Genomic DNA, 23,664 nt, shown 5'->3' on the forward strand with positions numbered 1-23,664 from the left:
GTTCAGAGCCTAGCTGACCGCTTCTGGATCAGACTTGTACACCACCATCGACGGCAGGAGTTTCTCATCTATCCCTCTCTTGTGCTTCACACTATCAAATAGCTCTGCGAACTCTACGCAAGCCGCTCTCTTATGCAGTCGGATAGGGGTGTCTGTCATCCCCAGCTTCACCATTTCGACCTTCTCATGAACTCTCTTGATGTAACAGTCAACCAGCAGCGTTCGGTGGAAATAGTAGGCTTCATCATCTCGCATCAAGCTGACAGTCTCAATCACTGCGTCAACTACCACATTGTAGACCTCTACAGCGTCTAAATGGTCGATCAGTTTCCGCTCCTGGCCGTTTCCGTATCCACTTCCGCCACCCCCAGTAGCGTCCAACTTCGGACTGGTCAGATCACTAATCGGCCTTCCCGCCCGGTTGAGTAGTCTTGGTATGTCCCGATCAAAAAACGCTCTGACTCTTGCAGCAGTCTCTTGATCATCTATCTCTGGGAACAGCGCTGTCTGCAGACTCATAGTCACTATTTGACTCCCCCTTTTTAAAAATCCCATGGTGGGTGATATAAATCGCACCTTCTGGCAGATCACCAAAGCGGATCTGGTGTAACTCTTCCAGCACGTAACCCTTCTTTTTCAGCAGATCATAAACACCTGCGACGCCGTTAGGGATGCCTAATTGCGCTCCGGCCGCTGTGGGTGAAGTGGTGTAGTACTCTCTCTTGCCCTTCTTAACCAAATAAGCGAACTCTTTTCGGCTCTCAATCCCTAGGTCTCTACGACGATTAACCAGAATGGCTTTTCCAATTCCTGTCCACCGATTAATCTCTGGATTGCTATAGCCGTACTCAAAAAGCCACTTCAACGTCGTCAAGTCGTTGATTGTGTCCAGCTTCATGCTGAGGCCTTCAGATTTCTTTTTGGCCAGGCGCACTGCTGGCGTGTCTGTCTCCTCGACTTCGATATCACCTACCAAGCCAACTCCCAGCCAGTCATGCAAGACAGTGAAAGCTTCGTCTGGTGCTGCTGACAGACTGCCATAGTCAGCTATGATCTGATTGATGATCTGGTAGCCTACGCATCCTTTAGTCAGTCGTCTCATCATCTTCTCCTTCCAGCAATCGCTCTGCCAGCACTAACTCACTCATCCATACGCCTCCTAATACTGGTTGACGATCATCACTGACCAGTAGGCGCACGCCATAAAGGCCAGGAAGGCGGAGAACGTCATCCATGTCGGCTTGATCATCAGTCCGCCGATCGACAGGATCAAGCATCCCCAGCTAAGATAAATCGCTATCGTTTCTAACATCTCTTACCTCCAATTCGAATCTGTACCGATCTGTTCCGCTTTTTTTCCCAGCAATGAACGTCATCGCCTTGATTATTGTGTTATTATCGTCTGTCCAAACACCAGCATCCGTCATACCGTCGATCAATGCCTTGACTGTCGGATACCAATTAGGAGCATCGTTTCTCCTGGCCGTTGGTGGCCTGACCGTAACTGCCACTGTGCAAGGCCTAGACGGGCTGTATGGCGTTTCTGGGACTAGCCCGGCACGTTTACACTCATAGCATGCTAACTCCCGTAGAAACTGTGTTATTTTGCCTTTAACTTGGAAGTGCATCCTGTCGTTGGCGCTGATCATCATGTTTCCTCTTCTCAGCGTGATGTTCTTGCCTGTTTTCCTGGCCAGATCAAAGCTGATCTTCATCACAGCTCCTCCAGCATCTCAATGTTTTGGGCCAGAATCGCCAGACGACTTCCTGTATCCTTCTCCGTCAGCGAAAGCACTGGCGGCTCACAATCGGACTTATTAAAAGCTGCATTCCAGCGAACATTGACCGTGTCGAAGTCTTCCTCCACCTCAATCTCTCTGCCGTCAACCAGAGTCACTTTAGTGCTTTCTGCATCTTCTTCGTCTTCTTCATCGGCAAATACCTTATCAGTAGTCACATTAATTTCACTAACGTCGTTCATAAAAAACGTAAATTTGTTACCAGTGCTTTTATCGGTCAAGGTAACTCCAGATTCAGCTCTAGGTCCTGTATATCCTGCTTGTCGCCCCAAAGCTATCCAATCTCTATAGAGACGGTTGCGGAACTCGGCATATTCAATTCTGTCTCGAACCACCGAATATTCTTCCTTCACTTCCCGTTGCATACCATTTGCAAAAGTGATTTCGACTGAAGCGTTCTGCTTGTTTTCCATGCCTACTCGTCTCCTTTCATTTCGGACCATCTTGCTTCGGCAAATGCTTGGCGCAAGGCTGCCATATCATCATCTGGCTTGTCACGGTAGATCGGCATAGTCGCTGCCAGGTCGGCCATCAATTTCAGCTCATCCCAGTTAAATGCGGCATTGTTAAACTGCCAGCCCATTGACTGACTACCTAAATTAGCGACTACCTCTGCATCATCTTTGATGGCCACGCCGCCCCCTGGAAACTTGACAGCCTTGTAGTCTGCAGAAATGCCGTTGAACATCTTAATAAACATCTTGTAGTTAATTGGATCTGCGCTGATTGACGGCAGATCTTGAGTTACGAATTCATCCATGGTTGTTCCCTCACTGTAAAACTTTGCACTTGTAGACATATCTACCGTTGTCCTTTGCTTCAGCGCGTCGGCAAATTTCCGCGCCGACTGCCTTGGCCTCGTCAGCCGACTTGGCGCTAACTGTTGAGATTCTGACCAGCAGAGGGGCGGTAGCACCCAGCTGACGTGTGATGAATAGACTGTAGATCTTCATTTCTTCGCTTTTCTTTGTCATTTTGTCGCCCCCTACGCATGACACAATGCGTGATAAATCTCTGTGCTGATGCGATTGGCCACTTTGACGCCTCGCTTGGTCAGGACAAACGTGTCGCTATCATCTGTGGTGACCAGGCGGTATCTGATCAAGTCGTCGAAAGCTGACCCATACTCGGATTTCGCCAAGTACGTGCCGTAGTACTCAGCTGTGGCCACCATCATCAGCCGCTTTGCGATATTTAGTGAGTCGTCGTTTAGCTCAAGTGCTTTTCTTCTAATTCTAAAAATCATGTTTCTTTCCTCTCTTCGCTCCATTTTTGCTTCCTAAAACGGCAAATTGTTTGAGATGTCAAAGCCACCGCCAAACGGGTCGCTAGCTTTCTGAGCTGGCGACGCCCCCTGGCTTGTCTCGGCGGCTGGTCGCTGATAGCTGTCTAGCGCACCAGCCGACGGTTGCTGGCCACGCTCATGGCGCGATTCAAGCAGTGAGAAGCTGTCAACAACGACTTCCGTCACATAGACTCTCTGCCCGTCTTTGTTGTCGTAGCTTCTGGTCTGGATCCAGCCCTGGATGCCTACCAAGCTGCCCTTGCTGGTGAAGTTGCAGAAGTTCTCCGCAGCCTTGCGCCAAATCACACAGTTGATGAAATCAGCGTTTCTTTGGCCTGACGCATTAGTAAACTGCCGGTCAACGGCTAAAGTGAGCGTAGCAACCGAGATGCCACTCCCGGTAGTACGCAATTCAGGGTCACGTGTTAAACGGCCAACAAGTACAACGTTGTTAATCATTTGCTGTCTCCTTTCGAAGGTCGTGCAGAATCAGCTCAAGTCTTCTTGCTTCGGCATAATCGGCCTGCTTTAGATAGTCGCGATTGATTCTAAGATCAAACCCTGGCTTGACTATGCGATATGTATAGCTTCCTTTGGAAACACAAAAGCCATACTGCTCATGGCTAGTTTTTTCCATTTTTTATCTCCTTTATTTAGTTAATTCCAAGTTCGTTGAAAAGGTCTGTGATGTCATTGTCATTCTGCTCATCAGTTGGGCTTGATGCTTTATCGCCCCTTTCCGATGACGGTGGCGTATCGACTCTTCTTGGCTTTGGCTTCTTGGCTTCAGACTTCGCCCAGTTCCGCTGCCGCTGAATCAGCTGCTCGATAGCCATCCGCGTTTGAGCATCGCCGTTTGTCAGCTCTGTGCGGAACCAATCGGCAGCGTCTTGATCTCCATTTTGTGCATCAGCCCATAGGTCCACCAAATATCCCGATTGACCGCGGAAGGTGATAACGTAGTTCTCCAACTCCGACTGACTCAGCTTATGGGCTGCTGGGCCAGCATCCACTTCTGAAGACTGCCGACCGTCACTGTCGCTCTCCGAGCTGACGCCAAAAATCGACGACAGCGCGTACCTTCTGGCATAGGTCAGCGCTGATCCTTTATCCTTGATGCCGTTGCCTGCTGGCAAGAGGAATTCGCCACAGTCCATCTTGTCATCTGAGCTGATCAGGTAAGTATGGACTCCGACCTGCCCGTTACTCGAAATTGGTATTTGGATCCATGACAAGTCGGCTGTGCCAATGGCTTGCTGGATCGTATCAATCAAATTGTCCAGTGTGGTGTAGCTGTAACTGTAGTCAGAGCCATATTTTGTTTTAACGTCAACTTTCTTATTCAGAGTCGGGTTCTTCAGGCGCCTCTTGACTTCAATCAGCGACTCAAGCAGCGTCTTCTTCGGCGCAGGCTTAACCGCCTCTACTTGGCTTTCTTTACTTTCTTTACTGTTTTCCATTTCAACCACCCTCACAGTCTCTTGATTTCCAGTCCCAAGTCCTTGGCAGACTGGAGCAGTTTTGCGAGTTGTTCTTTGCTACCACACAGCTCCAGGCGGACATGATAGACCTGTGCTACCACTTCACCTGTTTCCTTGACCACCCGCTTGTTGCCTTTGACAACTGTTTGGTCCAATTCTCTCTGTCGTCTCTCAGCGTCTCTCTGTTTCTGCTGTACTAGGTCTTCTTTGTAGTGCCCCATTTGGCTAAGAACATCGCTCAGCGGGCTGTAATTAAGCATTTCGACCCAGTGACTTTCGGGGAGATCAAGCTCAGCAGCACGGTTGGTAACTGCTTTGACTGACTCCGCGTACTGGCGATACTTGACCTGTAGCGCGGCGATTTGTGCCTTGACCTCGCGTTCGGTCTTGGGCCAGGTAGCGCTCTTGTTGGCCCAGGAAGGGTCCCATTCGATGTCATCAGCTGACACATGTGCTTCACTGCACAGATCAGCGATTCTGCGTTTAACTGCCTCAGTACGCTCTGCTTTGGCTTTTTCATCGCAGGCATTGATACCTGCTCTTATCTGCGAGACCACGTCATCGAGTTCGCTAGTCATTGCCTTAACTTCATCCGCAAACTGATCAACTTCTTTGGTAGCCTGCTTCTTGATCTCAATTTTGCGGTCATTCAAAGCCTTTTTAAGCTTGTTTAATTCGGCCGCAGTCTTCTTGTCCTGCTTATAGGAGTCAGCAGTGACCACCAGTCCGGAATAAGCCTTACATACTTGGTCGACCGCCTGCTTCAAGTTAGCTAGTCCGACCACATCAACTTTGGCCGGGGTGTAATTAACTTGAACTTTTTGCGCTATCTTCTCCATTGAGTTTTCTATAGTTTGCATGGTATAATCTCCTTGTAAATTTACTTTTTGGGCTCACTAGCGTCTGCTAGTGGGCTTTTTTATTGTTGATCTGGCATGCCGGGGATGCTGAGGCTGTCAATCTCTTCCCAGCTCTTGCCTTCAGCTAGTGCTTGATCGATTGCCCTCTTGCGTTCTTCATCCCAGCCATACCACCCGTAGACAGTGAAGATAGACTTCTTCCACTGGGCTTGATCAGTCTCTGATCCACCGTCTGGATGCTCTTGGAGAAACTGCTTATAAGACATGTAGATGGCATCGTGGTTTTCCCTGTTCCGAGATCTGATAGCCTTTATTTTTGGATCAGATAATAAATTATTTTCTTTTTTTCCCCCCTCTGGGGTTCCCAGGCTTCGCCTGGGTTCCCTTTCAGGGGAATTAATAAATTTCTTACTTTGTTTATGGGTATTTTGTTGATGGTTACTTTGTAGTTGCTCCTTTACCGCTGTCGGTCGACCGTTGTCGGTGGACCGTTGTCGGTCAACCGTTGACGGTAAAGGGTCAACGGTGGGGGCATCCTGTGGATAACTTTTGTCTGGAAGGCTGTCGCGCAGCACCCAGTCATAGCCACCAAATTTCCCACGAGTTTGGCGTTTGTTTTTAAGTGCCAAGTAGCCCAGAGCTTGTAGCTCATTGACATAAGAGTCGACTTTCTTTCGCCCCTCTGTCGACTGCTTGTACAGCACTCGCTTGTAAAACTGCCAATCATCCGGCATGGACCACATGTAGATGAACAGCCCTCGTGCTCCAAATGATAAACGGTCATCCTGGAGTACCGAGTTGTCAATCACCGTATATCGGGACTGATAGACTTTTTTCAAGCGCTCCATGGTATAATCCTTTCTAGGGGATGCACCCAATCTGCAAACTAAATGCATCCCCACTTTCCCTAGTTCTTCTTTGAAGAGCTAGGCTTTTTTTCTGCCCCGGTCGTGAAGGCATTTGATGCCTTGACCAGGCGCTTAATCGTCTCTGCGCTCATGATGGTCACCTCCTCTCAGATCATCTGCGGTTAACCTGCACCCACATTGTTCGCAATAATTGCCCTTGCTGGTGTATTGCAAGCAATTAGTGCATTTGATCATCCCTTGTCGTTTCAGAAACTCAGCATAAGAAGGCTGAGTTTCTTTTTTATGGTTCAGTTCCATCTTGATCACCTCTCAGATCGACTTCTTACTTGAAATACCGGCTCGGATCCGCACAGATCAGACCACCAACGAACCCAATTACGATCCAACACAGGACCTCCCAAGTTGCCATCGTTGTCCCTCCTCTCAATTTCTTATTGTTTTTTCTCTCTTTCTATTTCTTTATCGAAGTCCTGTTTGTCCCAGCGGACTGCTCCGCCGATCACTACAGGACTGATTTCTTTCTCAGCCACCCACTTCTTGAATGTGGGAAAGCTGACTCCCAGGTACTTGGCAGCGTTCTTCGTATTCACGTAGCGCTGTTCAACGATTTTAGGAACAAGCATCCGGACTATTTTTTCAACAAGCGGTTTCACCATAGCTTCTAGGGCCGCTTGATTGATTTCAAAGATGTTCATGGTTGCCTACCCTCCTCTCTGAAGAGGCGCTAAGTGCTCTTCGCTCTGCTCTCCTTATGCGATGTCGTCTCGTTCGATCAAAGGGAGCGTGTCGTTTTCTTTCAGCACATCGTAGATTAATTTCCGCCCCTTTTGCGTCCAATAAGTGTTTAGGCGGCTGTGATCTTTACCTGCTTTATCCTTGAATGTGAATGGCTTGCTCCCGACATAGCCCTTGCCCATGTATGCTTTGTACAAAATCCATTGGCCGTTTACTTTGTGCTGAATTCCAACTTCTTTAAGGAGCTGGTTGAACGCTCTTGCGCTATAGCCATAATCTGCCGCAATTTGAGTGGTCGCCAGCAGGTCTGTTGTCCCCAAAATAATGTCTAAGTAGTTTGCCTTCTTATTCGATTCTTCGAGTTGCAAGGTCAAGTTTTTGTTTTGTGCTTGCAGCTCTTTAACCCGTGCATTAGAGATTTCCAGCGCCCGTTGAATAATCATTTCTGGGCTATTCCAATTCTTTTCAACTTGAATGAAATATTGCCGAATCTCTTTGCCTTTAGCCGTCTTCGACATCATGCAGAGTTCCTTGGCCATGTCGATCGTGACAGCATAGTCCTGAATTTGTTTGGTACCGCCGTTTGGCATGTCCGTAACTCCAGTTACGGACGTAAAGTCTGTTCCTTCGCCAAAGTCTCTGAAATTTTGATCTACCCATTTGCTAAAACGGGTAGTTAAGTTTAGCGCCTTGTGCAGGTCTCGCGCCGATACAAGTTGCTGGTCATTTTCTACTCTGATTTCAAGTTCCATTTTCGCCTCCTAGTTCAACGCTTTGTTGAACTTTAACTCAAAAAAATTCTGTAGTCGATCCCGAGAACTCTCGAGATTGCAATTACTTTGTCTGCGGTCAGCTTTCGCTTTCCGCCCCGGATTAGACTCATATACTGCTCTGAAATGCCTAATTTCTCGGCAATATATTTGTTTTTAAGCCCAGATTTGTCCACTTCTCGATTGAGAAGCTCTAACGCGTCCGGCTTGAGGATTGAGCTCAAATTGTTTCTCTCCTTTCATTAGCTAAACGATTTGTTTAACTTGATGCTTCTATAGTACTATCCATTTTGTTTAGTGTCAACCCCTTTTCTAAACTTTTTGTTGTGATTTCTTTTCATGTTGTTTAGTTCGGCGTAAAATGTTCTTAAAAAGTATTAAAGAAGGAGGGACTCTAAATGTCTGAAATTAGCACTAGACTGACTTATCTAAGAGAACGCCAAGGTTGGACCAAAACGCGCGTAGCACAATCGCTAGGCATGAGCTTACAAAAATATGCTAACTATGAATATGGAAGCCGGGAACCGGATTTGGAAACGATCGCTAAAATCGCTTCCCTATATGATGTTTCTGCCGACTATTTGCTAGGCAGAAAAGCGCCTGAAAAGCATGAAATAGATTTGGCCAAAGATCCAGAAGTTCTTCTTTACAACGGACATAAGGTGTCTGCCGAGGACATGGAAGTCATCAAGGCAATACTGGAGAGACACGAAGATTAGAGCTGATAAGTATGAACGACGCAATCGATTTTGCGCTCAACACTGTGCTGGATCATGGAGTTGGCATCGAGATCACATACCAACGCCGCAGCTTCCAGTCCTGTGCTGTCGTGCAGCATAACCTAGTGATCATTAATCCTAACGCCAATGACAAGGCCAACCTGCCTTTTGTTATCCTGCATGAGCTGGGGCATATCGTGTTGGCTCATCAAGACCTGGGCTGTGTCTCTCCCGCTGCCAGGATCAAGCAAGAGCACGAAGCCGACCGTTTTGCCGCTGAGCTGATCTGGAACTACTCCCAGCAGCTAGGTGTCGACTATGACAATGCCTACAACTTCATGGCAGCTTTTGGCATCCCTTCCCGGATGTTTGGAGTGGTGATCAATTTGATGAAAGGAATAGCATAATATGGGACTTTTCGACTTCTTGAAAGCTACAGAGTTCAAGGAAACCATCAAAAAATTAGAAGATGAAAATGAACGACTAAAAAGAGAATCAGATTTAAAATTATCTGTTCAGCAAATGAAACCAGTTGAGCTGCAGAAAGAAATCGATGAGAGAGAAGAAACTATCAAGAGATTGAATCTCAGCATTGATAATCTCAACGCAACTATTGAAAACAAAGAAAATAAGGCTACTGAACTTGACAAAGAAATTAATGAATTAAGCGACCAACTAATCGATGTTAAAGATTCGATTATGTTTGAATCGTATGGCCTTTACAAGCCGAAATATGACTTCGCCAATTCCAGTACGTATAAGAAGAAGTTAGCGGAAGTTAGAGCTGATCAGAAGAATATGATCAAGGACGAAGCTGCTGCAAAAATCTTTAGAAAAATGCTGTTGGATAATTCTGCTGCTAAGGGAAGATCCATGCAGAAGAAAAATATCAAGCAACTGCTCCGTACATTTAATGGTGAATGTGAAGGTGCTATCAGCAAAGTAACTAAATCTAACTTTAGTTCGATTGAAAAGAGAATCAATCGCTCTTTTGAGCAATTAAACAAGCTCAACGAACCCAATGGCGTTAGATTAACAACCGAATATCTTTATAGTAAGATCGATGAAGCCAGAATTGCCTTAGAATATGCACTGAAAAAAGAAGAAGAGCGTGACATTCTGCGTGAGCAAAGACAACGAGAGCAAGAAGAACGGAAGCTTCTCCGTGAGCTTGCTAATGAACGGAAGAAGTACGAGAAGGAAGAAACTCACTATAAGCAAGCTAGCGCCCTGGTAGAAGAAAAGATCAAGAACACGACCAATGAAGATGAGCTGGCTTCTCTTAAGTCTGAATTGGAACACTTAAAGAGTCAATTAGCAGATATTCAAGAGAAAAAGGAAAAACTAGAGGACAAAGCAGATAATCCGACCGCTGGCTATGTCTATATCATTTCCAACATTGGAGCTTTCGGAGAAAATGTCTTCAAAATTGGTGTTACTCGCCGCTTAGATCCTATGGATAGAATAAACGAGCTAGGTAGCGCCTCTGTCCCCTTCAAGTTTGATGTTCATGCATTGATCTTCAGTGAGAATGCTTACCAGCTCGAAACGGAATTGCATAACTACTTTGACAAACAAAGAGTTAACAAAGTAAATCGCCGCAAAGAATATTTCAACATCACAATCGATGAGATTAAAAAGGTGCTCCAGCAACATGAAGAGTTAACATTTGATTTCCATGAAGTGCCTGACGCCAATGAATACAGAGATTCTCTACTTTTAGCAAAAGAACAATTACAGTAGCTAGGAGGATCACCAAGCCGAAGCATGGCAAGCACATCGAATCCTAGGCAAGAAGATCTAGATATGGCAGCACTTTAGTAATAGAAAAAAGCCCGCGCTTGCGGGCTTGGAAGGATATGTTATGGATATTAATAATCTCACATCAAGCGATGTTAAATACCTTATCGAGTCATTAAAACACCCATCTAAGCCATTTAGCATCAATGACATACGAAATAAGCTGATTTCTTTAAATCTAGAACGAATCAAAGAAAATTCGATTGTAGTTGGAGAATCAGACGGTATTGAATATATACTTCACGTATTTGTATCAAGCACTTACTATTTGCAGAAGCGCTACAGCATTCACTTACGGCTTAAAAGCAATAACGAACAAATAGTAAGAGTCGATGTTGGGCAAGGTCATCACAATCCTGATGGATATCCGGATACAAGGAATTCAGACCACATTCACATCTATAACCCAGATATTGTGCCACATGATAAAATTGCATTTCCATTATCGCAAATTAAGTTTCCTAACGTAAACAACATTGTTGAGGCGTTTGATAGCTTTTTGGAATATACTAATATAAAGAACAAAGGAGGCTCATAAAATGGATGCTACTACGTTAAAAGAAGCATATTTAAAGTGGCTCACTAACAACGAGACATATGTTGATTTGAGCCCTCAAATAGTTAGAATCAATACACCATTTCTGGACAATAGCTTTGACGAAATTGTTCTTTATGCCATTACTTACTCGGATAAAACCATCAAACTCACAGATGATGGGTGGACAATGGACTACCTTGAGTCTCATGGGTTTACTTTTCGAAAGGGATCACATCGCTACAATCTTCTTTATAACACCATCAAGACATATGGGCTGTCTATTGACAGTGAAGAGATTTTTGTAAAATGTGACATTTCAAAGTTCCCAATTGCAAAACAAAGAATGGTACAAGGGTTATTGAAAATTTATGATTTAATTCTGCTCAATGACACTAATGTAGTTAATACATTTAAGGAGGACCTTTTTAATGCATTAACTAAAAATGAGGTGGCTTATGACGCTCCTTATGTAGTAACTGGCAAAAACGGTTATTCCTACACTTTTGATTTCTCAATCCCGGTTATTGGTGGCACAAAAAAGTTGGTAAATGCCATAACCCAACCCAACAAGATTAGCAATGCAAAGCTTTACATGGTTGATGCACAGCTAAGCCATGCTATTGACTCGACAGCAACGTTTTATGCGATTTTAAATGACAAGGAAAAAATAAACAATTTGGACGAAATAAATGACTTATTTCTAAACCAATCTTCTGTTCCTATTACTCCAATTCTTGGATCAGATAACAAAACAATTTCCAAAGTTTTAACTAATAAAGCAGCATAGATAAAAGCACGTTTCTAGGTAAAGTTCCTAAAAACGTGCTTTTCTTTGATTTACCTCTTGTAATACATTTCCACATATGGTAATATATAAATGTAAGGTTTAGAAAGGAGGTAAATCCAATGTTGAAATTATTGTCTTATCTTGTTGCTAGCATTTTGATCTCAACCGAAATTGCTAAAGAAGTCGAAAGTGTAATTGGGCTGCACTTAGACAACGAGCTTAAGAAGATCAAAATAAAGCAAGAGCAAGATAGCAAAGACAAAGGAGACTCTGCATAGAGGCTTCTTGCCTTTGCATCCTCTATTATACCAACATTGGATACACAAAATGAAATATTTTCTTTTAGTAAGTGCTGTCGTTTATGGAATTTTGAAGTTAATCGAGCTTAAGTTAAAACGGGAAGGTAAAAAATTAGATGAACGTCTTGCAGAAGTATCTAGATCAAAACAAAATAACTCGGTATCAAGTAGCCAAAAAGACCGGAATTGCTAACACAACTCTGGCCAACGCAGTTAAAGATACTAAGCCACTTTCTGGCCAAACCGTAAAAGTTATCAGTGCCGTTGCACAAGCCTTAGACAAGACACCTGGACAAGTCTTGGACGACCTGATAGCTTTGGATAAAAAAGGCGTACACCCCTTGAACTAAAAAGTTCTTAGGACGGGCACCTTCTTGAAACTGGAAAAGGCTACTACGTAAAAAGAATACACTACTAGAATTGGCGTTGCCTTAATGGTGGCGTCTTTTTGATAGGAGGATCACCATGCCGAAGCGTGACAAGCACATCGAATCATATAAAAAGAAGGACGGCAAGACATACTACCGCTACAAGACCTATCTTGGCCTGGATCCGCTGACCGGCAAGCGTGTCTTTGCTGGAAAAGCCGGCTTTACATCCTACAACGACGCTAAAGTCAGCTATGACAAGGCTAGAGCCGCTGGAGTGACCGGATCTGTCAGCCAGAAGAAGACGTTCGGAGAAGTATACAAGCTCTGGCTGGAGGCACACAAGCTGCAGGTAAAGCCGTCGACTATTAAAAATCAAACAAATATGGCTAGAGTTCACATCTTGCCCTACTTCGGCGATGCCGACATTTCAAAAATAAAGCCAATCAAGTACCAGCAGTGGGTCGTTGAGATAGCCAAAAATTACGTAGCTTACAGGTCTGTAATTTCACTTTTTAATCGGATCTATGACTATGGTGTATCTCTAGGTGCTTGTGACAAGCTTAAAAATCCGTTTTTAGTGGCGTCAATTCCTTCTGTAAGGCGTGATAAGCGCATGGACAACTACTATAGCCGAGAAGAGCTAGAAGAGTTCCTGGAGGCCGCAGACAAGGCATCTCACAAGTACTATATCTACTTCCGCCTGCTGGCACTGACTGGACTAAGACGATCAGAAGCGCTAGCACTGAATTGGAGTGATGTGACGCCAGAAGCCATTTCCGTTAACAAAACGCTGACCTCTGTCGGAGTGCAGACGCCTAAAACCAGAAGATCAAACCGCATAGTTCCAATTGACAAGACCATGTATGATTTGCTTCAAGAGTTGAAGCGGCCCGACGTAGATGCTGTTTTCTCGACCAGGATTGGCACACATTACAGCATCACTGAACCACAGCACTGGATTGACAGGATCTACAGAAAGAATAGCCAGCTACGGAGAATTACAATCCATGGCTTTAGACATACTTTCGCTTCACTCATGTCTGGTGCTAGTCTTACCGATGTTCAGCTCATCATGGGACACTCTTCTGCCGATATGACCATCGGCACCTACACCCACCAGACTGACGGCAGCGTTAACCGAATACGTGAGCAAGTAAAAAAGCTCGAAACTGACCTTTAATTTGTCTGTTTCGGGCTTTTTTCGGGCTATTTCACTTTTCTAACGTCTATAATCGCTGTGATAAAGGCATTTCCGGATATACTAAACAATTATACCCGAAAACAAAGCATTTGTCTTTTCCCAGTCATCAAAAAAGGCAGTCCTTGCAGACTGCCTCCTTAGATTGCTTTAAAATTTTAGCTCAACTTCTCCTTCAAGCGTTCAAAGAAGCCTTTTTCCTGCGGGGCAATGGAGCCACCGCTGGCCTTGACGAATTCCAGCAGGGCCTTGCGCTGGGCCTCGTTGATGGACTTCGGAATCACGATCTCAACCGTGGTTACCTGGTCACCAGTGCTGCCGCCGCGCAGGCTCGGAACACCCTTTTCTTTTAAAGTAAACTTCTGGTTTGGCTGGGTGCCGGCCGGAATCTTCAGTTTCGTGTCGCCGTAAACTGTCTTGACGTTGATTTCGTCACCCAGGGTTGCCTGGGCAAAGGAAATCGGCACGGTCGTGTAGATGGTCTGGCCACGTCTGGTGAAGTCCTTGCTTGGCCGCACCCGGAAGACGATATACAGGTCCCCGTATGGGCCACCGTTCTTGCCAGCTTCGCCTTGACCGGCCAGGCGGATCTGCTGGCCGTTGTCGATGCCGGCTGGCACCTTAACCTGCAGGGTCTGCTTCTGGGTCTTGACCCCCTTGCCGTGGCAATTCTGGCATGGATGCTGGATGATGACCCCGCTGCCGGCACACTTGTCACAGGTCGTCTGCCGCTGGATCATGCCCAAAACGCTTCTTTGCGTAATGGTCATCATGCCGCTGCCCCCGCACTTGTCGCAGGTGATCGGGTGGGTGCCCTTTTCAGCCCCGGAACCCTTGCAGACTTCACAGGTAGTTGACCGGCTGTAGCTGATTTCACTGGTCTTGCCCTTGATGGCATCCATAAAGTCGATCGTCATGGTGTAGTCCAGGTCAGCCCCCCGCTGCGGAGCGGTCGGGTCTACCTGCTGGCGGGCGCCGCCGCCAAAGAAGCTGCTAAAGATGTCACCAAAGTCACCAAAATCAGCTCCGCCAAAGCCCTGGCCCCCGTACTGGCCGCCAAAGCCGCCCTGGCCGTTCATGCCAGCCTGGCCAAATTGGTCATACTGCTGCCGCTTTTGCGGGTCATGAAGCACTTCGTAAGCTTCGTTGACTTCCTTGTACTTTTCTTCTGCCCCTGCTTCGTGGTTTAAGTCCGGGTGATACTTCTTGGCCAACTTCCGGTAGGCCTTGCTGATTTCTGCGTCACTGGCATCCCGGCTCACGCCTAAGACGTCATAATAGTCACGGTTTGCTGCCATCTGTTTATTATTGCTCCTTTTACTAACAAAAGAAAAGAACTACATCAAGCAGTTCTTCTCCTTTTGTTTAATTATAGTCGCTTTACTTGTCTGGGTCTACCTTGGTGAAGTCGCCGTCAACCGTGTCGCCGTTTGCGCCATTTGAACCATCGTCAGTTGGGCCTGCTTGACCGCCTTGGCCTTGCTGGTTTTGGGCGTTTTGCTGGTAGAGCTTGACAGCCAGGTCTTGGGCAACCTTGCTCAAAGCGTCCTTCTTTTCCTTCATTTCGTCCAGGTTGTTGTCCTTTTGGGCCTTCTTCAGGTCTTCCAGGGCATCCTTAACTGGTTGAACGTCGCTGTCTGCGAGCTTGCCGTCAACTTCCTTCAAAGTCTTTTCGGTTTGGAAGATCAAGCTGTCAACTTCGTTTCTGAGGTCAACTTCTTCCTTCTTCTTGGCGTCTTCGTCAGCGTGTTCTTCAGCTTCCTTCTTCATTCTTTCGATTTCTTCGTCTGACAGGCCGGAAGCTGACTGGATGGTGATCTTTTGTTCCTTGCCAGTCCCCATGTCCTTGGCTGAAACGTTAACGATACCGTTCTTGTCGATGTCGAAGGTAACTTGGATTTGCGGCACGCCACGTGGAGCAGCTGGAATGTCAGTCAGTTCGAAGCGGCCCAAAGTCTTGTTGTCAGCTGCCATTGGCCGTTCACCTTGCAAAACGTGGATGTCAACAGCTGGTTGGTTGTCAGCGGCAGTTGAGAAGATTTGGCTCTTGGAAGTTGGGATGGTGGTGTTTCTGTCGATCAGCTTGGTGAAGACCCCGCCCATGGTTTCGATACCCAGGGAAAGCGGAGTAACGTCAAGCAAAACGATGTCCTTAACGTCACCGGAGATAACCCCGCCTTGGATTGCGGCACCCAAAGCAACGGCTTCGTCTGGGTTGATTGAGTGGTCTGGTTCCTTGCCGGCCCATTGCTTTACAGCTTCTTGAACTGCTGGAATCCGGGTTGAACCACCGTTCAAGATAACCTTGTCGATGTCGCCAACTGACAGGCCAGCGTCACGCAGGGCGTTGTCAAATGGGATCTTGGTTCTTTGCACTAAGTCGTCAGTCAGTTCGTTGAACTTAGCCCGGGTCAGGTCTGCTTCAAGGTGCAGAGGACCTGCTTCACCAGCAGAGATGAACGGAAGGGAGATATGGGTTGAAGATACGCCTGACAAGTCCTTCTTGGCCTTTTCAGCCGCGTCCTTCAAACGTTGCATTGCCATCTTGTCCTTGGATAAGTCAACGCCGTTTTCTTTCTTGAAGCCGTCAACCAGCCAGTCGATGATCTTGTTGTCAAAGTCGTCCCCACCCAGGTGAGTGTCACCGTTAGTTGACAGAACTTGGAAGACGCCGTCACCTAATTGCAGGACGGAAACGTCGAAAGTACCACCACCAAGGTCGTAAACCAGAACAGTTTCGTCGTCTTCATCCTTGTCCAAGCCGTAGGCCAGGGCTGAAGCAGTTGGTTCGTTGATGATCCGTTGCACATTGAGGCCCGCGATCTTGCCGGCGTCCTTAGTTGCTTGCCGCTGAGCGTCGTTGAAGTAGGCTGGAACAGTGATAACCGCGTCAGTAACTGGTTCACCAAGGTAGTCTTCTGAGAACTTCTTGATGTATTGCAGGATCATGGCTGAAATTTCCTGCGGGGTGTAAGCCTTGTCGCCAACCTTAACCTTGTAGTCACTTTCGCCCATGTGCCGCTTGATGGAAACAATGGTGTTCGGGTTGGTGATGGCTTGCCGCTTGGCAACTTCACCGACTTGAATTTCGCCATCCTTGAAGGCAACTACTGAAGGGGTAGTTCTAGCGCCTTCCGGGTTGGTAATAATCTTTGGTTCCTTGCCTTCCAAAACCGCAACTGCTGAGTTGGTGGTACCTAAGTCAATCCCAATAACTTTAGACATTGTCTTTTTATCTCCTTTGATTTATTTTTGCTTGTTTATTGCTTTGTTAAAAAATTGCCTTACTGGGCAACGACAACCATGGCTGGCCGCAGGGTCCGGTCCTTGTAGACGTAACCCTTTTGCAGGACCTGAACGACATGGTCTTTTTGATCATCATTTTCAGCCGGTACGCTTTGGACCGCCTGGTGCAATGTCGGATCAAACTTTTCGCCGTCTGCCTTGATTTCTTCAATACCGTTGTCCTTCAAGGCTCTGACCAGGCCTTCCAGGGTCATTTCGATCCCCTTCTTCAGCTGGCTGGAAGCCTCGTCGTCGGCCTTGACCTGCAGAGCTCTTTCCAAGTTGTCCACGCTGGCCAGGATATCCTTGCCCAGGCGCTGGGACTCGTACTTGACCAGGTTGGCTCTTTCCTTGCTGTAGCGGCGCTGGGCGTTTTGAATCTCAGCTTCGCTGCGTAAGTACTTGTCTTCCAGGTCCTTGTTCTTCTGGGTCAAAGCGGCAACTTCAGCCTTGAGCTGGTCCAGTTCTGTATCAGCTGGCTTGCCTGCTTCTTCTTTTTTGTCGTCTTTTGCCTTTTTGTCTTCTTTTACGCTGGCCTTGTCAGCTTCAGCTGCCTTGGCTTGCTTTTCCTGGTCTTCTTGCGGCAAATCCTTTTCACTTGGAAATTCTTCTTTGCTCACGACAAACCTCCTTATTTAAATCTGCCATAGTAATCTAATAACTTGCGGGCCAGTTCCTGGCGGAAGTATTCCATCAAGCCGATCATTTCCGAGTAAGGCATGTTTCTCGGCCCCAGCAGGGCGATCGTCCCCCGCCCGTAGCGGCCAACGCTGTATTCAGCCGTTACCAGGCTGAAATCCTTCAGCAGGTCGTTCTCTAGTTCCGCTCCTAAGCGGACATGAACAGGGTAATGGCTGGGACTGTCGCTCAAATCGATCAGTTCTCCAGCCAGAGAGCTGGAATTGATCAGTTCATATAGCGACTTGATGTCTTTTAAATCGCTGTTTTCAGTATTGTTGAGCAGGTTCAGCTGACCGTCAACATACATCTGCTCGCTTGCCGCGTCCTTGATGACGGCTTCCAGCAACTCCAGAAATTCCGGGGCATTCTTGCCCACGATCTGGCTGCTGGACAGCTGCTCAAAGGTCTGCTTGTTGATTTCGCTCAAATTCTTGCCAACCAGCTGGTCATTGATCAAACGGACGGCCTGTTCAATTTCATCCCCTGAGATGTGCCGCGGCAAGGTGTAGAGCTGGTTCTTGACGCCGCCATCGCTGGTTACCAGGATGGCCATGACCTGCCGGGGAGCCAGGGGCACGATTCTGAAGCCGGTGATGCTGACATTCTTGGCTTCCGGCCCTTCTGCAAAGGCCGTGTAGTCAGTCAAGTCTGACAGGATCTTGGCGGCTTCTTTGACGATTTCGTCCACTTGGTTGAACGGCTGGTCAAACTGGTAGCCAATTTGATTGTACATTTCTTCCGGCAGCTGCAGCGGCTGCACCAAATTGTCCAGGTAATAGCGATAGCCCTCAGTCGATGGCACCCGGCCGCTGGAGGAGTGGGTCTTTTCAATCAAGCCATGCTCTTCCAGAACCGCCATCTCGTTGCGGATCGTCGCGCTGGACACTTTAATCGGCAATTGATTCATGACTGTCTTTGAACCAACCGGCTCATGCGTCTTGGTAAAGTCTTGAATAATTGTCTTTAGAATAAGTTCTTGACGTTCGGTCAACATAACATCGCCCTCACTTTTAGCACTCACAACTTTCATGTGCTAACATGGTATAGATTAACAAGAAATTAGCAGTTAGTCAAGGAGAATGCTAAAAAAATCCCGCAAAAAAACGGTCTCGCTTAAAAGACCGTTCTTATTACTGCTCAATCAGTGAACTAAAATAGTTTTCACTAGTGACTTGGTCCAGCTTCAGCTGCTCGCTTAAAGCCGCCATATCGGCAAACTTTTCTTCCCCGCGCAAGTATTTGTACCAGGCGATGGTGATTTGCTGGCCGTAGATGTCCTGGTCAAAGTCAAAGATGTTGGATTCGATGTAAATCTTTTTCTCATCATTGAAAGTGACATTGTAGCCGACACTGGTCATTGACTGGTACCAGCTGTCCCCTACTTGGGTCATGGTCGCGTAGACCCCGATTTTCGGCAAAACTTTTGGCCAGGCCAGCTCTAAATTCGCGGTTGGAAAGCCCAGCTTGTGGCCGTTTCTGAAGCCGTGGACGACCTTGCCACTGGTCAAATACGGGTGGCCCAGAAGTTCCGTGGCCAAGCGGAGATTGCCGCTTTTAACAGCCTGGCGGATTTCAGTTGAACCGATTTTTTCCCCGGCAAAGATCTGCTTTGGAACCACCTTGATGTCAAAGCGGCCCTTGGCAAAGGCCGGCAGATTTTCCATATTAGCCACGTCCTTTGGGCCGTAGCTGTAGTCAAAGCCGGCTACCACCGTGTCTGCTTTCAGGCCCATGATGATCTCATCAACGAAGGCCTGGGGAGCCAGCTGGCTGAACTCCGGCGTAAACTTGAGAATCACCAGGTAGTCGACCCCGATCTTGGACATTTCGTAGGCCTTTTCCTCCGGTGTGTTCAAGTACTCAAAGTCCTTAACTCCGGCATAGACCTCCTTGGGGTGGCGGTCAAAGGTCAGCACCATCAATGGCAGATCCTTCTCATCTGCAATTATCCGGGCTTCCTTGATCAACTTCTGGTGGCCGATATGAACTCCGTCAAAAAAGCCCAGGGCCAGCACAACCTTGCCGGCCGTCAGTTCTTCCTTGAACGGATAGCTTAGATTTATTACTTTCAAACTTAATCCCTCAATTACTCATTACTTAAAAGCATTAAGTCCGGGCAGTAGAGACCTTGTCCCTTGGCCCGGTAAATCGCTTTAACTGTTTTATTATACCGCAAAGCGACCTTGTCTGCATCAAGAGGGAGTTTGATCCAGGCCCCGTTTTTAACCTGCTGCCATAAGGCGGCATCTAAATCAACTTGCTGGTAGTCAGCGAAAAAGCTGTCGATTGGCTGAATATAATCTTCAGCGTGATCCAAATTATCCGCCAGTTCTTCCAAAGTAACCGCGTCTTGGAGCTTGTAACCGGAACTGGCCGTCCGCCGCAATTTGGTCATCACTGCCGGCAGGCCCAGTTCTTCGCCTAAGTCATTAACCAGGCTGCGGACATAGGTTCCCTTGGAGCATTCAACTTCATAAGTAAAAGTCTGCCGGCCCTTTTCCGGGTCGAACTGACTTGGCTTCGTCAAGTCATAGCGGAAAACCTGGACAGTCCGCTTGGGCCGCTCAACCGGGATCCCTTCTCTGGCGTATTCGTAGAGCCGCTTGCCGTTTACTCTGACGGCAGAATAAATCGGCGGCTGCTGGACGATTTCCCCGGTCAACTTTTCCATTGCTGCTTTGATGGCCTGGTCACTGACTGGCTGAGACAAGGCTCTTTCCGCCAAAATCTTCCCCTCCAGGTCATAAGAGTCCGTGGCCAAGCCCAGCATCCCTTCACCAACATAAGCCTTTGGCCGCTCATGCATCAGCTCGATCAGCTTGGTTGCCTGACCCAAAGCAATTGGCAAAACTCCGGTGACTTCCGGGTCCAGGGTTCCGGCATGGCCGATCTTTTTTTGCTTTAAGAGCCGGCGCAGCTTATAAACCACATCCCCGCTAGTCATCCCTGCTGCCTTGTCGATTACGATAATTCCATTGAACATCTCTTTCTCCTCTTCTATAAACGCAAAAAAGCGCCCGAAGGCGCTTTTTACTAGTTTTGGCGATCTTGTTCCTGCTTCTTCAAGTCAGCAAGCAAACGGTCGATCTTGCTGCCGTAGATCACGGACTGGTCCCGCTTGAAAATCAGTTCCGGAACCTTGTACATGGTCAAGCTCTGGCCGAGCAAGTGCCGCATGGTTCCCTTAGCCTTTTCCAAGCCGGCTTCCGCTTCCTTTTGCGCCTGTTCATCTTCAGTCAGCAGACTGTAGTAGACAGTCGCGTATGAAAAATCATTGCTGCACTCCACGGCAGTAAAAGTCACGTCGCTGACCCGGGGATCGCGGATGTTCTTGCGGATGATCTTAGTCAGTTCCCGCAAGATTTCGCCTTCAACCCGTCCTTTTCTGTGCTTCATTTCAGCCTCCTGTTAACCTGGCTTAACTTCCTGCATTTCGTAGGCTTCCAGTTCGTCGCCTTCCTTGATGTCGTTGAAGTTTTCAATGGTCAAACCACAGTCAAAGCCTGCCTTGACTTCCTTGACGTCGTCCTTGAACCGGCGCAGTGAGGCAACCTTGCCGTCATACTTGACCACGCCGTCTCTGATAACCCGGATGCCTGATTCTCTGGTCACGTAACCGTTGTCGACAAAGGCACCGGCGATGGTCCCGATCTTGGAGACCTTCCAAGTTTCGCGGACAGTAAGGTTACCGATAACCTTTTCTTCGTAAGTTGGTTCCAGCATCCCTTGCATAGCGGCCTTAACGTCATCGATGGCCTTGTAGATGATGCTGTAAAGGCGGATGTCTACGCCTTCTTGGGCAGCCTGGCTCTTGGCCGTAGCCGTTGGCCGGACGTTGAAACCGATGATCAAGGCGTTTGAAGCGCTGGCCAGGGTAACGTCACTTTCATTGATAGCCCCGACACCAGAGTGAATAATGTTAACCCGGACGCCTTCAACGTCAATCTTTTGGAAGGATTGAGCCAAGGCTTCGGCAGACCCTTGCACGTCAGCCTTCAAAACGATGTCAACGGACTTCATGCTTTCCCGCTTCATCGTGTCAAAGAGGTTGTCCAGAGTAACGTGCTGTACGTTTTCCCGCTGCTTTTGCAGGGATTGCTGTGCCCGGGCTTCACCAACCGCGCGGGCAGTCTTTTCATCGGCAAAGACAACCAGCTTGTCGGCAGATTCCGGCACGTCGTTCAAACCAGTAATTTCAACGGGCATTGATGGCGTAGCCTTCTTGACCTGGTGGCCCTTGTCGTTGGTCATCGTCCGGACCCGTCCGAAGGTGTCACCGACAACGATTGGGTCACCGACCCGCAGGGTACCCTGCTGGATCAAGACGTCGGCAACTGGCCCCTTACCCCGGGACAGACGGGCTTCGACAACCGTACCGATCGCCTTTTGCTTCGGGTCAGCCTTCAGTTCCAGCATGTCGGCTTCAAGGATGATGTTTTCCAAAAGTTCATCAATCCCCATCCCGGTCTTGGCTGAGATGTTGACGAAGATAGTTGAGCCGCCATAGTTTTCCGGAATCAGTTCATACTGCATCAATTGTTCAGTAACGTGGGCAGGGTTGGCGCCTGGCCGGTCCATCTTGTTGATGGCTACAATGATTGGCACGCCTGCGCTCTTGGCGTGGTCGATGGCTTCAATAGTCTGCGGCATAACCCCGTCGTCAGCAGCAACGATCAAAACGACGATGTCGGTGATTTCCGCCCCGCGGGCCCGCATACTTGAGAAGGCTGCGTGGCCTGGAGTGTCCAGGAAGGTGATCAAACGGTCGTTGATCCGGACCTGGTAGGCCCCGATGTTCTGGGTGATCCCGCCGGCTTCGTGTTCAGAAACCCGGGTGTGACGCAGACGGTCCAGCAAGGTGGTCTTACCGTGGTCGACGTGACCCATGATAGTTACGACTGGCGGACGGACAACCTGGTTTTCAGAGTTCTTGGACTCTTCCATTTCCTGGGCAAAAATATTGTCGATGTCGGAAATGTCTTCATGGACCTTTTCAACAGCTTCGATGCCGTAGTCAGCAGCCAGCAGTTCAATGGTGTCCTTGTCCAAAGACTGGTTCTGGTTGGTCATGATCCCCAGCATGAAGAGCTTCTTCACGATTTCAGCTGGTTCCCGGTGGAGGATCTTGCCCAGGTCTTGGGCGTTCATGCCGACTTCGTATTCAAAGCTTTCTGGAAGCGGACGGTCCTTTCTTTGGGTAACCTGCTTCTTAACTTGCGGAGCACTTTGGTGCTTCTTGTTCTTGCGCTTGCGCCGTTCGCTGCGGTCGCTATTTGCCCCTCTGCCTTGGTCAGCGTAAGAGTTTTGCCCCTTGCGGCCAGGCTTGCCGTTGTTTCTGCGGCGGGTGTCCTTGTTTTCCGGCATTGGCGCTTCAGTGAAGCTTGGCCGGGAACTTGGCCGGCGAGAAGATGAAGGCTTGCTTGCAGGCTTTTCACTGCCAGCCTGGTTTTGCTTCAAGCGGGCTGGGGATGGCTTCAAGATCTTTGGCCCACGGACCTTTGGTGCTTCAGCTGCGGTTTCAGCTGGCTTTTCAGCACTTTCAACCTTCTTGACAACCGGCTTGCTTTCGCTGGCCGCAGCCTTGTTCAAGGACTTCTTATATTCCTGCTTAGCAGCCTTGCTTTCCTGGTCCAGACGGACTTCGTCAGCCCGCTGCTTTTGCTTGAGGTCCTTCAGCAAATCCTGGGCAGCTGGCCGGCGGCGCTTGCTGTGGTCGTTAGAGTGGTTGTTAGCCCGGCGGCGGGTGTTTGATCTCTTGCCCTCAGCCTTCTTTTCGCCCTTGCGAATAGCACTGACTGAAATCTTTAATTTACCAGACTTGCCGCTAGTTTTCTTGTTATCCATGCCCAATTCCTTTGAAGTTTCGTTTTCTTGTTTCTTGGTCATTAGATCACACTCCTTCTTTAATCTTATCCAGCAAGGCTTTCGCAAAACCACGATCTGTTAATGCCAAAACTTTGCGTTTCTTACCTACAGCCTGACTGAGTTCAGCTTCCGTAAAGACGTCGACCAATGGCGTTGGATGGGCCTTTAAAGCAGCTTCAATCTCGCCGCGGCTGTTTTCTGCTAAATCATTCGCGATGATAATGCACTTAAGCTTGCCCTTCTTCAATTTGGCCAAAACGATGTCCGTGCCCGAAACGGTCTTCCCCGCCCGGGTGGCCAAACCAAGCAAATTTAAGGCTTT

General features: G+C 47.9%; 33 protein-coding genes. 8 read left to right on the forward strand and 25 right to left on the reverse strand.

Features of this window, described 5'->3' with window-relative positions; all coding sequences use genetic code 11:
• Positions 1 to 9 precede the first annotated feature (9 nt).
• The 16 genes from ACLUXO_RS01865 to ACLUXO_RS01940 form a co-directional block, all read right to left on the reverse strand.
• Positions 10 to 519, reverse strand: a complete 510-nt coding sequence (locus tag ACLUXO_RS01865; RefSeq protein ID WP_412136104.1) for an ArpU family phage packaging/lysis transcriptional regulator — start codon at positions 517 to 519, stop codon at positions 10 to 12.
• Positions 482 to 1,102 (reverse strand): hypothetical protein, encoded by a 621-nt coding sequence (locus ACLUXO_RS01870; protein ID WP_412136105.1) that lies wholly within the window; start codon positions 1,100 to 1,102, stop codon positions 482 to 484. Before ACLUXO_RS01870 ends, ACLUXO_RS01865 begins: the two co-directional genes overlap by 38 nt.
• A gap of 57 nt (positions 1,103 to 1,159) precedes the next feature.
• Positions 1,160 to 1,312 (reverse strand): hypothetical protein, encoded by a 153-nt coding sequence (locus ACLUXO_RS01875; RefSeq protein ID WP_412136106.1) that lies wholly within the window; start codon positions 1,310 to 1,312, stop codon positions 1,160 to 1,162.
• Entirely contained in the window at positions 1,284 to 1,715 is a 432-nt protein-coding gene (locus ACLUXO_RS01880; RefSeq protein ID WP_412136107.1) for a RusA family crossover junction endodeoxyribonuclease, read from the reverse strand. The genes ACLUXO_RS01875 and ACLUXO_RS01880 overlap by 29 nt, the downstream gene beginning before the upstream one ends.
• Entirely contained in the window at positions 1,715 to 2,212 is a 498-nt protein-coding gene (locus ACLUXO_RS01885; RefSeq protein WP_412136108.1) for a hypothetical protein, read from the reverse strand. The genes ACLUXO_RS01880 and ACLUXO_RS01885 overlap by 1 nt, the downstream gene beginning before the upstream one ends.
• Positions 2,213 to 2,214: 2 nt before the next feature.
• Entirely contained in the window at positions 2,215 to 2,598 is a 384-nt protein-coding gene (locus ACLUXO_RS01890) for a hypothetical protein (RefSeq protein WP_412136109.1), read from the reverse strand.
• Entirely contained in the window at positions 2,570 to 2,773 is a 204-nt protein-coding gene (locus ACLUXO_RS01895) for a hypothetical protein (RefSeq protein ID WP_412136110.1), read from the reverse strand. The genes ACLUXO_RS01890 and ACLUXO_RS01895 overlap by 29 nt, the downstream gene beginning before the upstream one ends.
• An 11-nt stretch (positions 2,774 to 2,784) precedes the next feature.
• Positions 2,785 to 3,045 (reverse strand): hypothetical protein, encoded by a 261-nt coding sequence (locus tag ACLUXO_RS01900; RefSeq protein WP_412136111.1) that lies wholly within the window; start codon positions 3,043 to 3,045, stop codon positions 2,785 to 2,787.
• Between the two features lie 33 nt (positions 3,046 to 3,078).
• The gene (ssb, locus tag ACLUXO_RS01905; protein WP_412136112.1) at positions 3,079 to 3,543 is read right to left on the reverse strand and encodes a single-stranded DNA-binding protein; all 465 of its coding nucleotides are present in this window, start codon (positions 3,541 to 3,543) and stop codon (positions 3,079 to 3,081) included.
• Entirely contained in the window at positions 3,536 to 3,721 is a 186-nt protein-coding gene (locus ACLUXO_RS01910; protein WP_412136113.1) for a hypothetical protein, read from the reverse strand. Before ACLUXO_RS01910 ends, ssb begins: the two co-directional genes overlap by 8 nt.
• A gap of 16 nt (positions 3,722 to 3,737) precedes the next feature.
• Entirely contained in the window at positions 3,738 to 4,544 is an 807-nt protein-coding gene (locus ACLUXO_RS01915) for an ERF family protein (RefSeq protein ID WP_412136114.1), read from the reverse strand.
• Between the two features lie 11 nt (positions 4,545 to 4,555).
• On the reverse strand, positions 4,556 to 5,425 hold the full coding sequence (locus tag ACLUXO_RS01920) for a DUF1351 domain-containing protein (protein WP_412136115.1): 870 nt from the start codon (positions 5,423 to 5,425) through the stop codon (positions 4,556 to 4,558).
• A 59-nt stretch (positions 5,426 to 5,484) separates the two neighbouring features.
• The gene (locus ACLUXO_RS01925; protein WP_412136116.1) at positions 5,485 to 6,273 is read right to left on the reverse strand and encodes a hypothetical protein; all 789 of its coding nucleotides are present in this window, start codon (positions 6,271 to 6,273) and stop codon (positions 5,485 to 5,487) included.
• A gap of 452 nt (positions 6,274 to 6,725) precedes the next feature.
• A complete protein-coding gene (locus tag ACLUXO_RS01930; protein ID WP_412136117.1) occupies positions 6,726 to 6,989 on the reverse strand; it encodes an excisionase family DNA-binding protein in 264 nt (87 codons plus the stop codon).
• Between the two features lie 54 nt (positions 6,990 to 7,043).
• Complete coding sequence (locus ACLUXO_RS01935) at positions 7,044 to 7,781, reverse strand: phage antirepressor KilAC domain-containing protein (RefSeq protein ID WP_412136118.1); 738 nt, start codon at positions 7,779 to 7,781, stop codon at positions 7,044 to 7,046.
• 32 nt (positions 7,782 to 7,813) lie between these two features.
• Positions 7,814 to 7,975, reverse strand: a complete 162-nt coding sequence (locus tag ACLUXO_RS01940; protein WP_412136210.1) for a helix-turn-helix domain-containing protein — start codon at positions 7,973 to 7,975, stop codon at positions 7,814 to 7,816.
• A gap of 222 nt (positions 7,976 to 8,197) precedes the next feature.
• Here ACLUXO_RS01940 and ACLUXO_RS01945 point away from each other — a divergent pair, with 222 nt between their 5' ends.
• From ACLUXO_RS01945 to ACLUXO_RS01980, 8 genes are all read left to right on the forward strand, one after another.
• A complete protein-coding gene (locus ACLUXO_RS01945) occupies positions 8,198 to 8,518 on the forward strand; it encodes a helix-turn-helix domain-containing protein (RefSeq protein ID WP_412136119.1) in 321 nt (106 codons plus the stop codon).
• 125 nt (positions 8,519 to 8,643) lie between these two features.
• The gene (locus ACLUXO_RS01950) at positions 8,644 to 8,925 is read left to right on the forward strand and encodes an ImmA/IrrE family metallo-endopeptidase (protein ID WP_412136120.1); all 282 of its coding nucleotides are present in this window, start codon (positions 8,644 to 8,646) and stop codon (positions 8,923 to 8,925) included.
• 1 nt (position 8,926) lies between these two features.
• Positions 8,927 to 10,261 (forward strand): DUF4041 domain-containing protein, encoded by a 1,335-nt coding sequence (locus ACLUXO_RS01955; RefSeq protein ID WP_412136121.1) that lies wholly within the window; start codon positions 8,927 to 8,929, stop codon positions 10,259 to 10,261.
• 121 nt (positions 10,262 to 10,382) lie between these two features.
• Positions 10,383 to 10,856 carry a DUF6978 family protein gene (locus ACLUXO_RS01960; protein WP_412136122.1) on the forward strand — a complete coding sequence of 158 codons (474 nt, stop codon included), beginning with the start codon at positions 10,383 to 10,385 and terminating at the stop codon, positions 10,854 to 10,856.
• 1 nt (position 10,857) lies between these two features.
• Positions 10,858 to 11,643 (forward strand): DUF1828 domain-containing protein, encoded by a 786-nt coding sequence (locus tag ACLUXO_RS01965; protein ID WP_412136123.1) that lies wholly within the window; start codon positions 10,858 to 10,860, stop codon positions 11,641 to 11,643.
• Positions 11,644 to 11,762: 119 nt separating this feature from the next.
• On the forward strand, positions 11,763 to 11,921 hold the full coding sequence (locus ACLUXO_RS01970) for a hypothetical protein (RefSeq protein WP_412136124.1): 159 nt from the start codon (positions 11,763 to 11,765) through the stop codon (positions 11,919 to 11,921).
• Between the two features lie 137 nt (positions 11,922 to 12,058).
• Positions 12,059 to 12,292, forward strand: a complete 234-nt coding sequence (locus ACLUXO_RS01975; RefSeq protein WP_412136125.1) for a helix-turn-helix domain-containing protein — start codon at positions 12,059 to 12,061, stop codon at positions 12,290 to 12,292.
• A 115-nt stretch (positions 12,293 to 12,407) separates the two neighbouring features.
• Complete coding sequence (locus ACLUXO_RS01980; protein ID WP_412136126.1) at positions 12,408 to 13,493, forward strand: tyrosine-type recombinase/integrase; 1,086 nt, start codon at positions 12,408 to 12,410, stop codon at positions 13,491 to 13,493.
• 176 nt (positions 13,494 to 13,669) lie between these two features.
• Here ACLUXO_RS01980 and dnaJ read toward each other — a convergent pair whose 3' ends face one another.
• From dnaJ to ACLUXO_RS02025, 9 genes are all read right to left on the reverse strand, one after another.
• Complete coding sequence (gene dnaJ, locus ACLUXO_RS01985) at positions 13,670 to 14,809, reverse strand: molecular chaperone DnaJ (protein WP_300615957.1); 1,140 nt, start codon at positions 14,807 to 14,809, stop codon at positions 13,670 to 13,672.
• Positions 14,810 to 14,891: 82 nt separating this feature from the next.
• Entirely contained in the window at positions 14,892 to 16,736 is a 1,845-nt protein-coding gene (dnaK, locus tag ACLUXO_RS01990) for a molecular chaperone DnaK (RefSeq protein WP_412136127.1), read from the reverse strand.
• Positions 16,737 to 16,795: 59 nt separating this feature from the next.
• Complete coding sequence (gene grpE, locus ACLUXO_RS01995) at positions 16,796 to 17,416, reverse strand: nucleotide exchange factor GrpE (protein WP_412136128.1); 621 nt, start codon at positions 17,414 to 17,416, stop codon at positions 16,796 to 16,798.
• Positions 17,417 to 17,427: 11 nt separating this feature from the next.
• Positions 17,428 to 18,471: a heat-inducible transcriptional repressor HrcA gene (hrcA, locus tag ACLUXO_RS02000; RefSeq protein WP_412136129.1), complete on the reverse strand. Its 1,044-nt coding sequence runs from the start codon at positions 18,469 to 18,471 to the stop codon at positions 17,428 to 17,430.
• Positions 18,472 to 18,607: 136 nt separating this feature from the next.
• Entirely contained in the window at positions 18,608 to 19,549 is a 942-nt protein-coding gene (gene ribF, locus ACLUXO_RS02005; RefSeq protein ID WP_412136130.1) for a riboflavin biosynthesis protein RibF, read from the reverse strand.
• Positions 19,550 to 19,563: 14 nt separating this feature from the next.
• Complete coding sequence (gene truB / locus ACLUXO_RS02010) at positions 19,564 to 20,460, reverse strand: tRNA pseudouridine(55) synthase TruB (protein ID WP_412136131.1); 897 nt, start codon at positions 20,458 to 20,460, stop codon at positions 19,564 to 19,566.
• A 50-nt stretch (positions 20,461 to 20,510) separates the two neighbouring features.
• A complete protein-coding gene (locus tag ACLUXO_RS02015; RefSeq protein WP_270447765.1) occupies positions 20,511 to 20,873 on the reverse strand; it encodes a ribosome-binding factor A in 363 nt (120 codons plus the stop codon).
• Positions 20,874 to 20,885: 12 nt separating this feature from the next.
• Positions 20,886 to 23,363, reverse strand: a complete 2,478-nt coding sequence (infB, locus tag ACLUXO_RS02020; RefSeq protein ID WP_412136132.1) for a translation initiation factor IF-2 — start codon at positions 23,361 to 23,363, stop codon at positions 20,886 to 20,888.
• A 4-nt stretch (positions 23,364 to 23,367) separates the two neighbouring features.
• A complete protein-coding gene (locus ACLUXO_RS02025; RefSeq protein WP_412136133.1) occupies positions 23,368 to 23,652 on the reverse strand; it encodes a L7Ae/L30e/S12e/Gadd45 family ribosomal protein in 285 nt (94 codons plus the stop codon).
• Positions 23,653 to 23,664 lie beyond the last annotated feature (12 nt).

The sequence above is a fragment of the Lactobacillus delbrueckii subsp. bulgaricus genome, from assembly GCF_046938665.1.
In the GTDB taxonomy this organism is placed as follows: Bacteria; Bacillota; Bacilli; order Lactobacillales; family Lactobacillaceae; genus Lactobacillus; species Lactobacillus delbrueckii_C.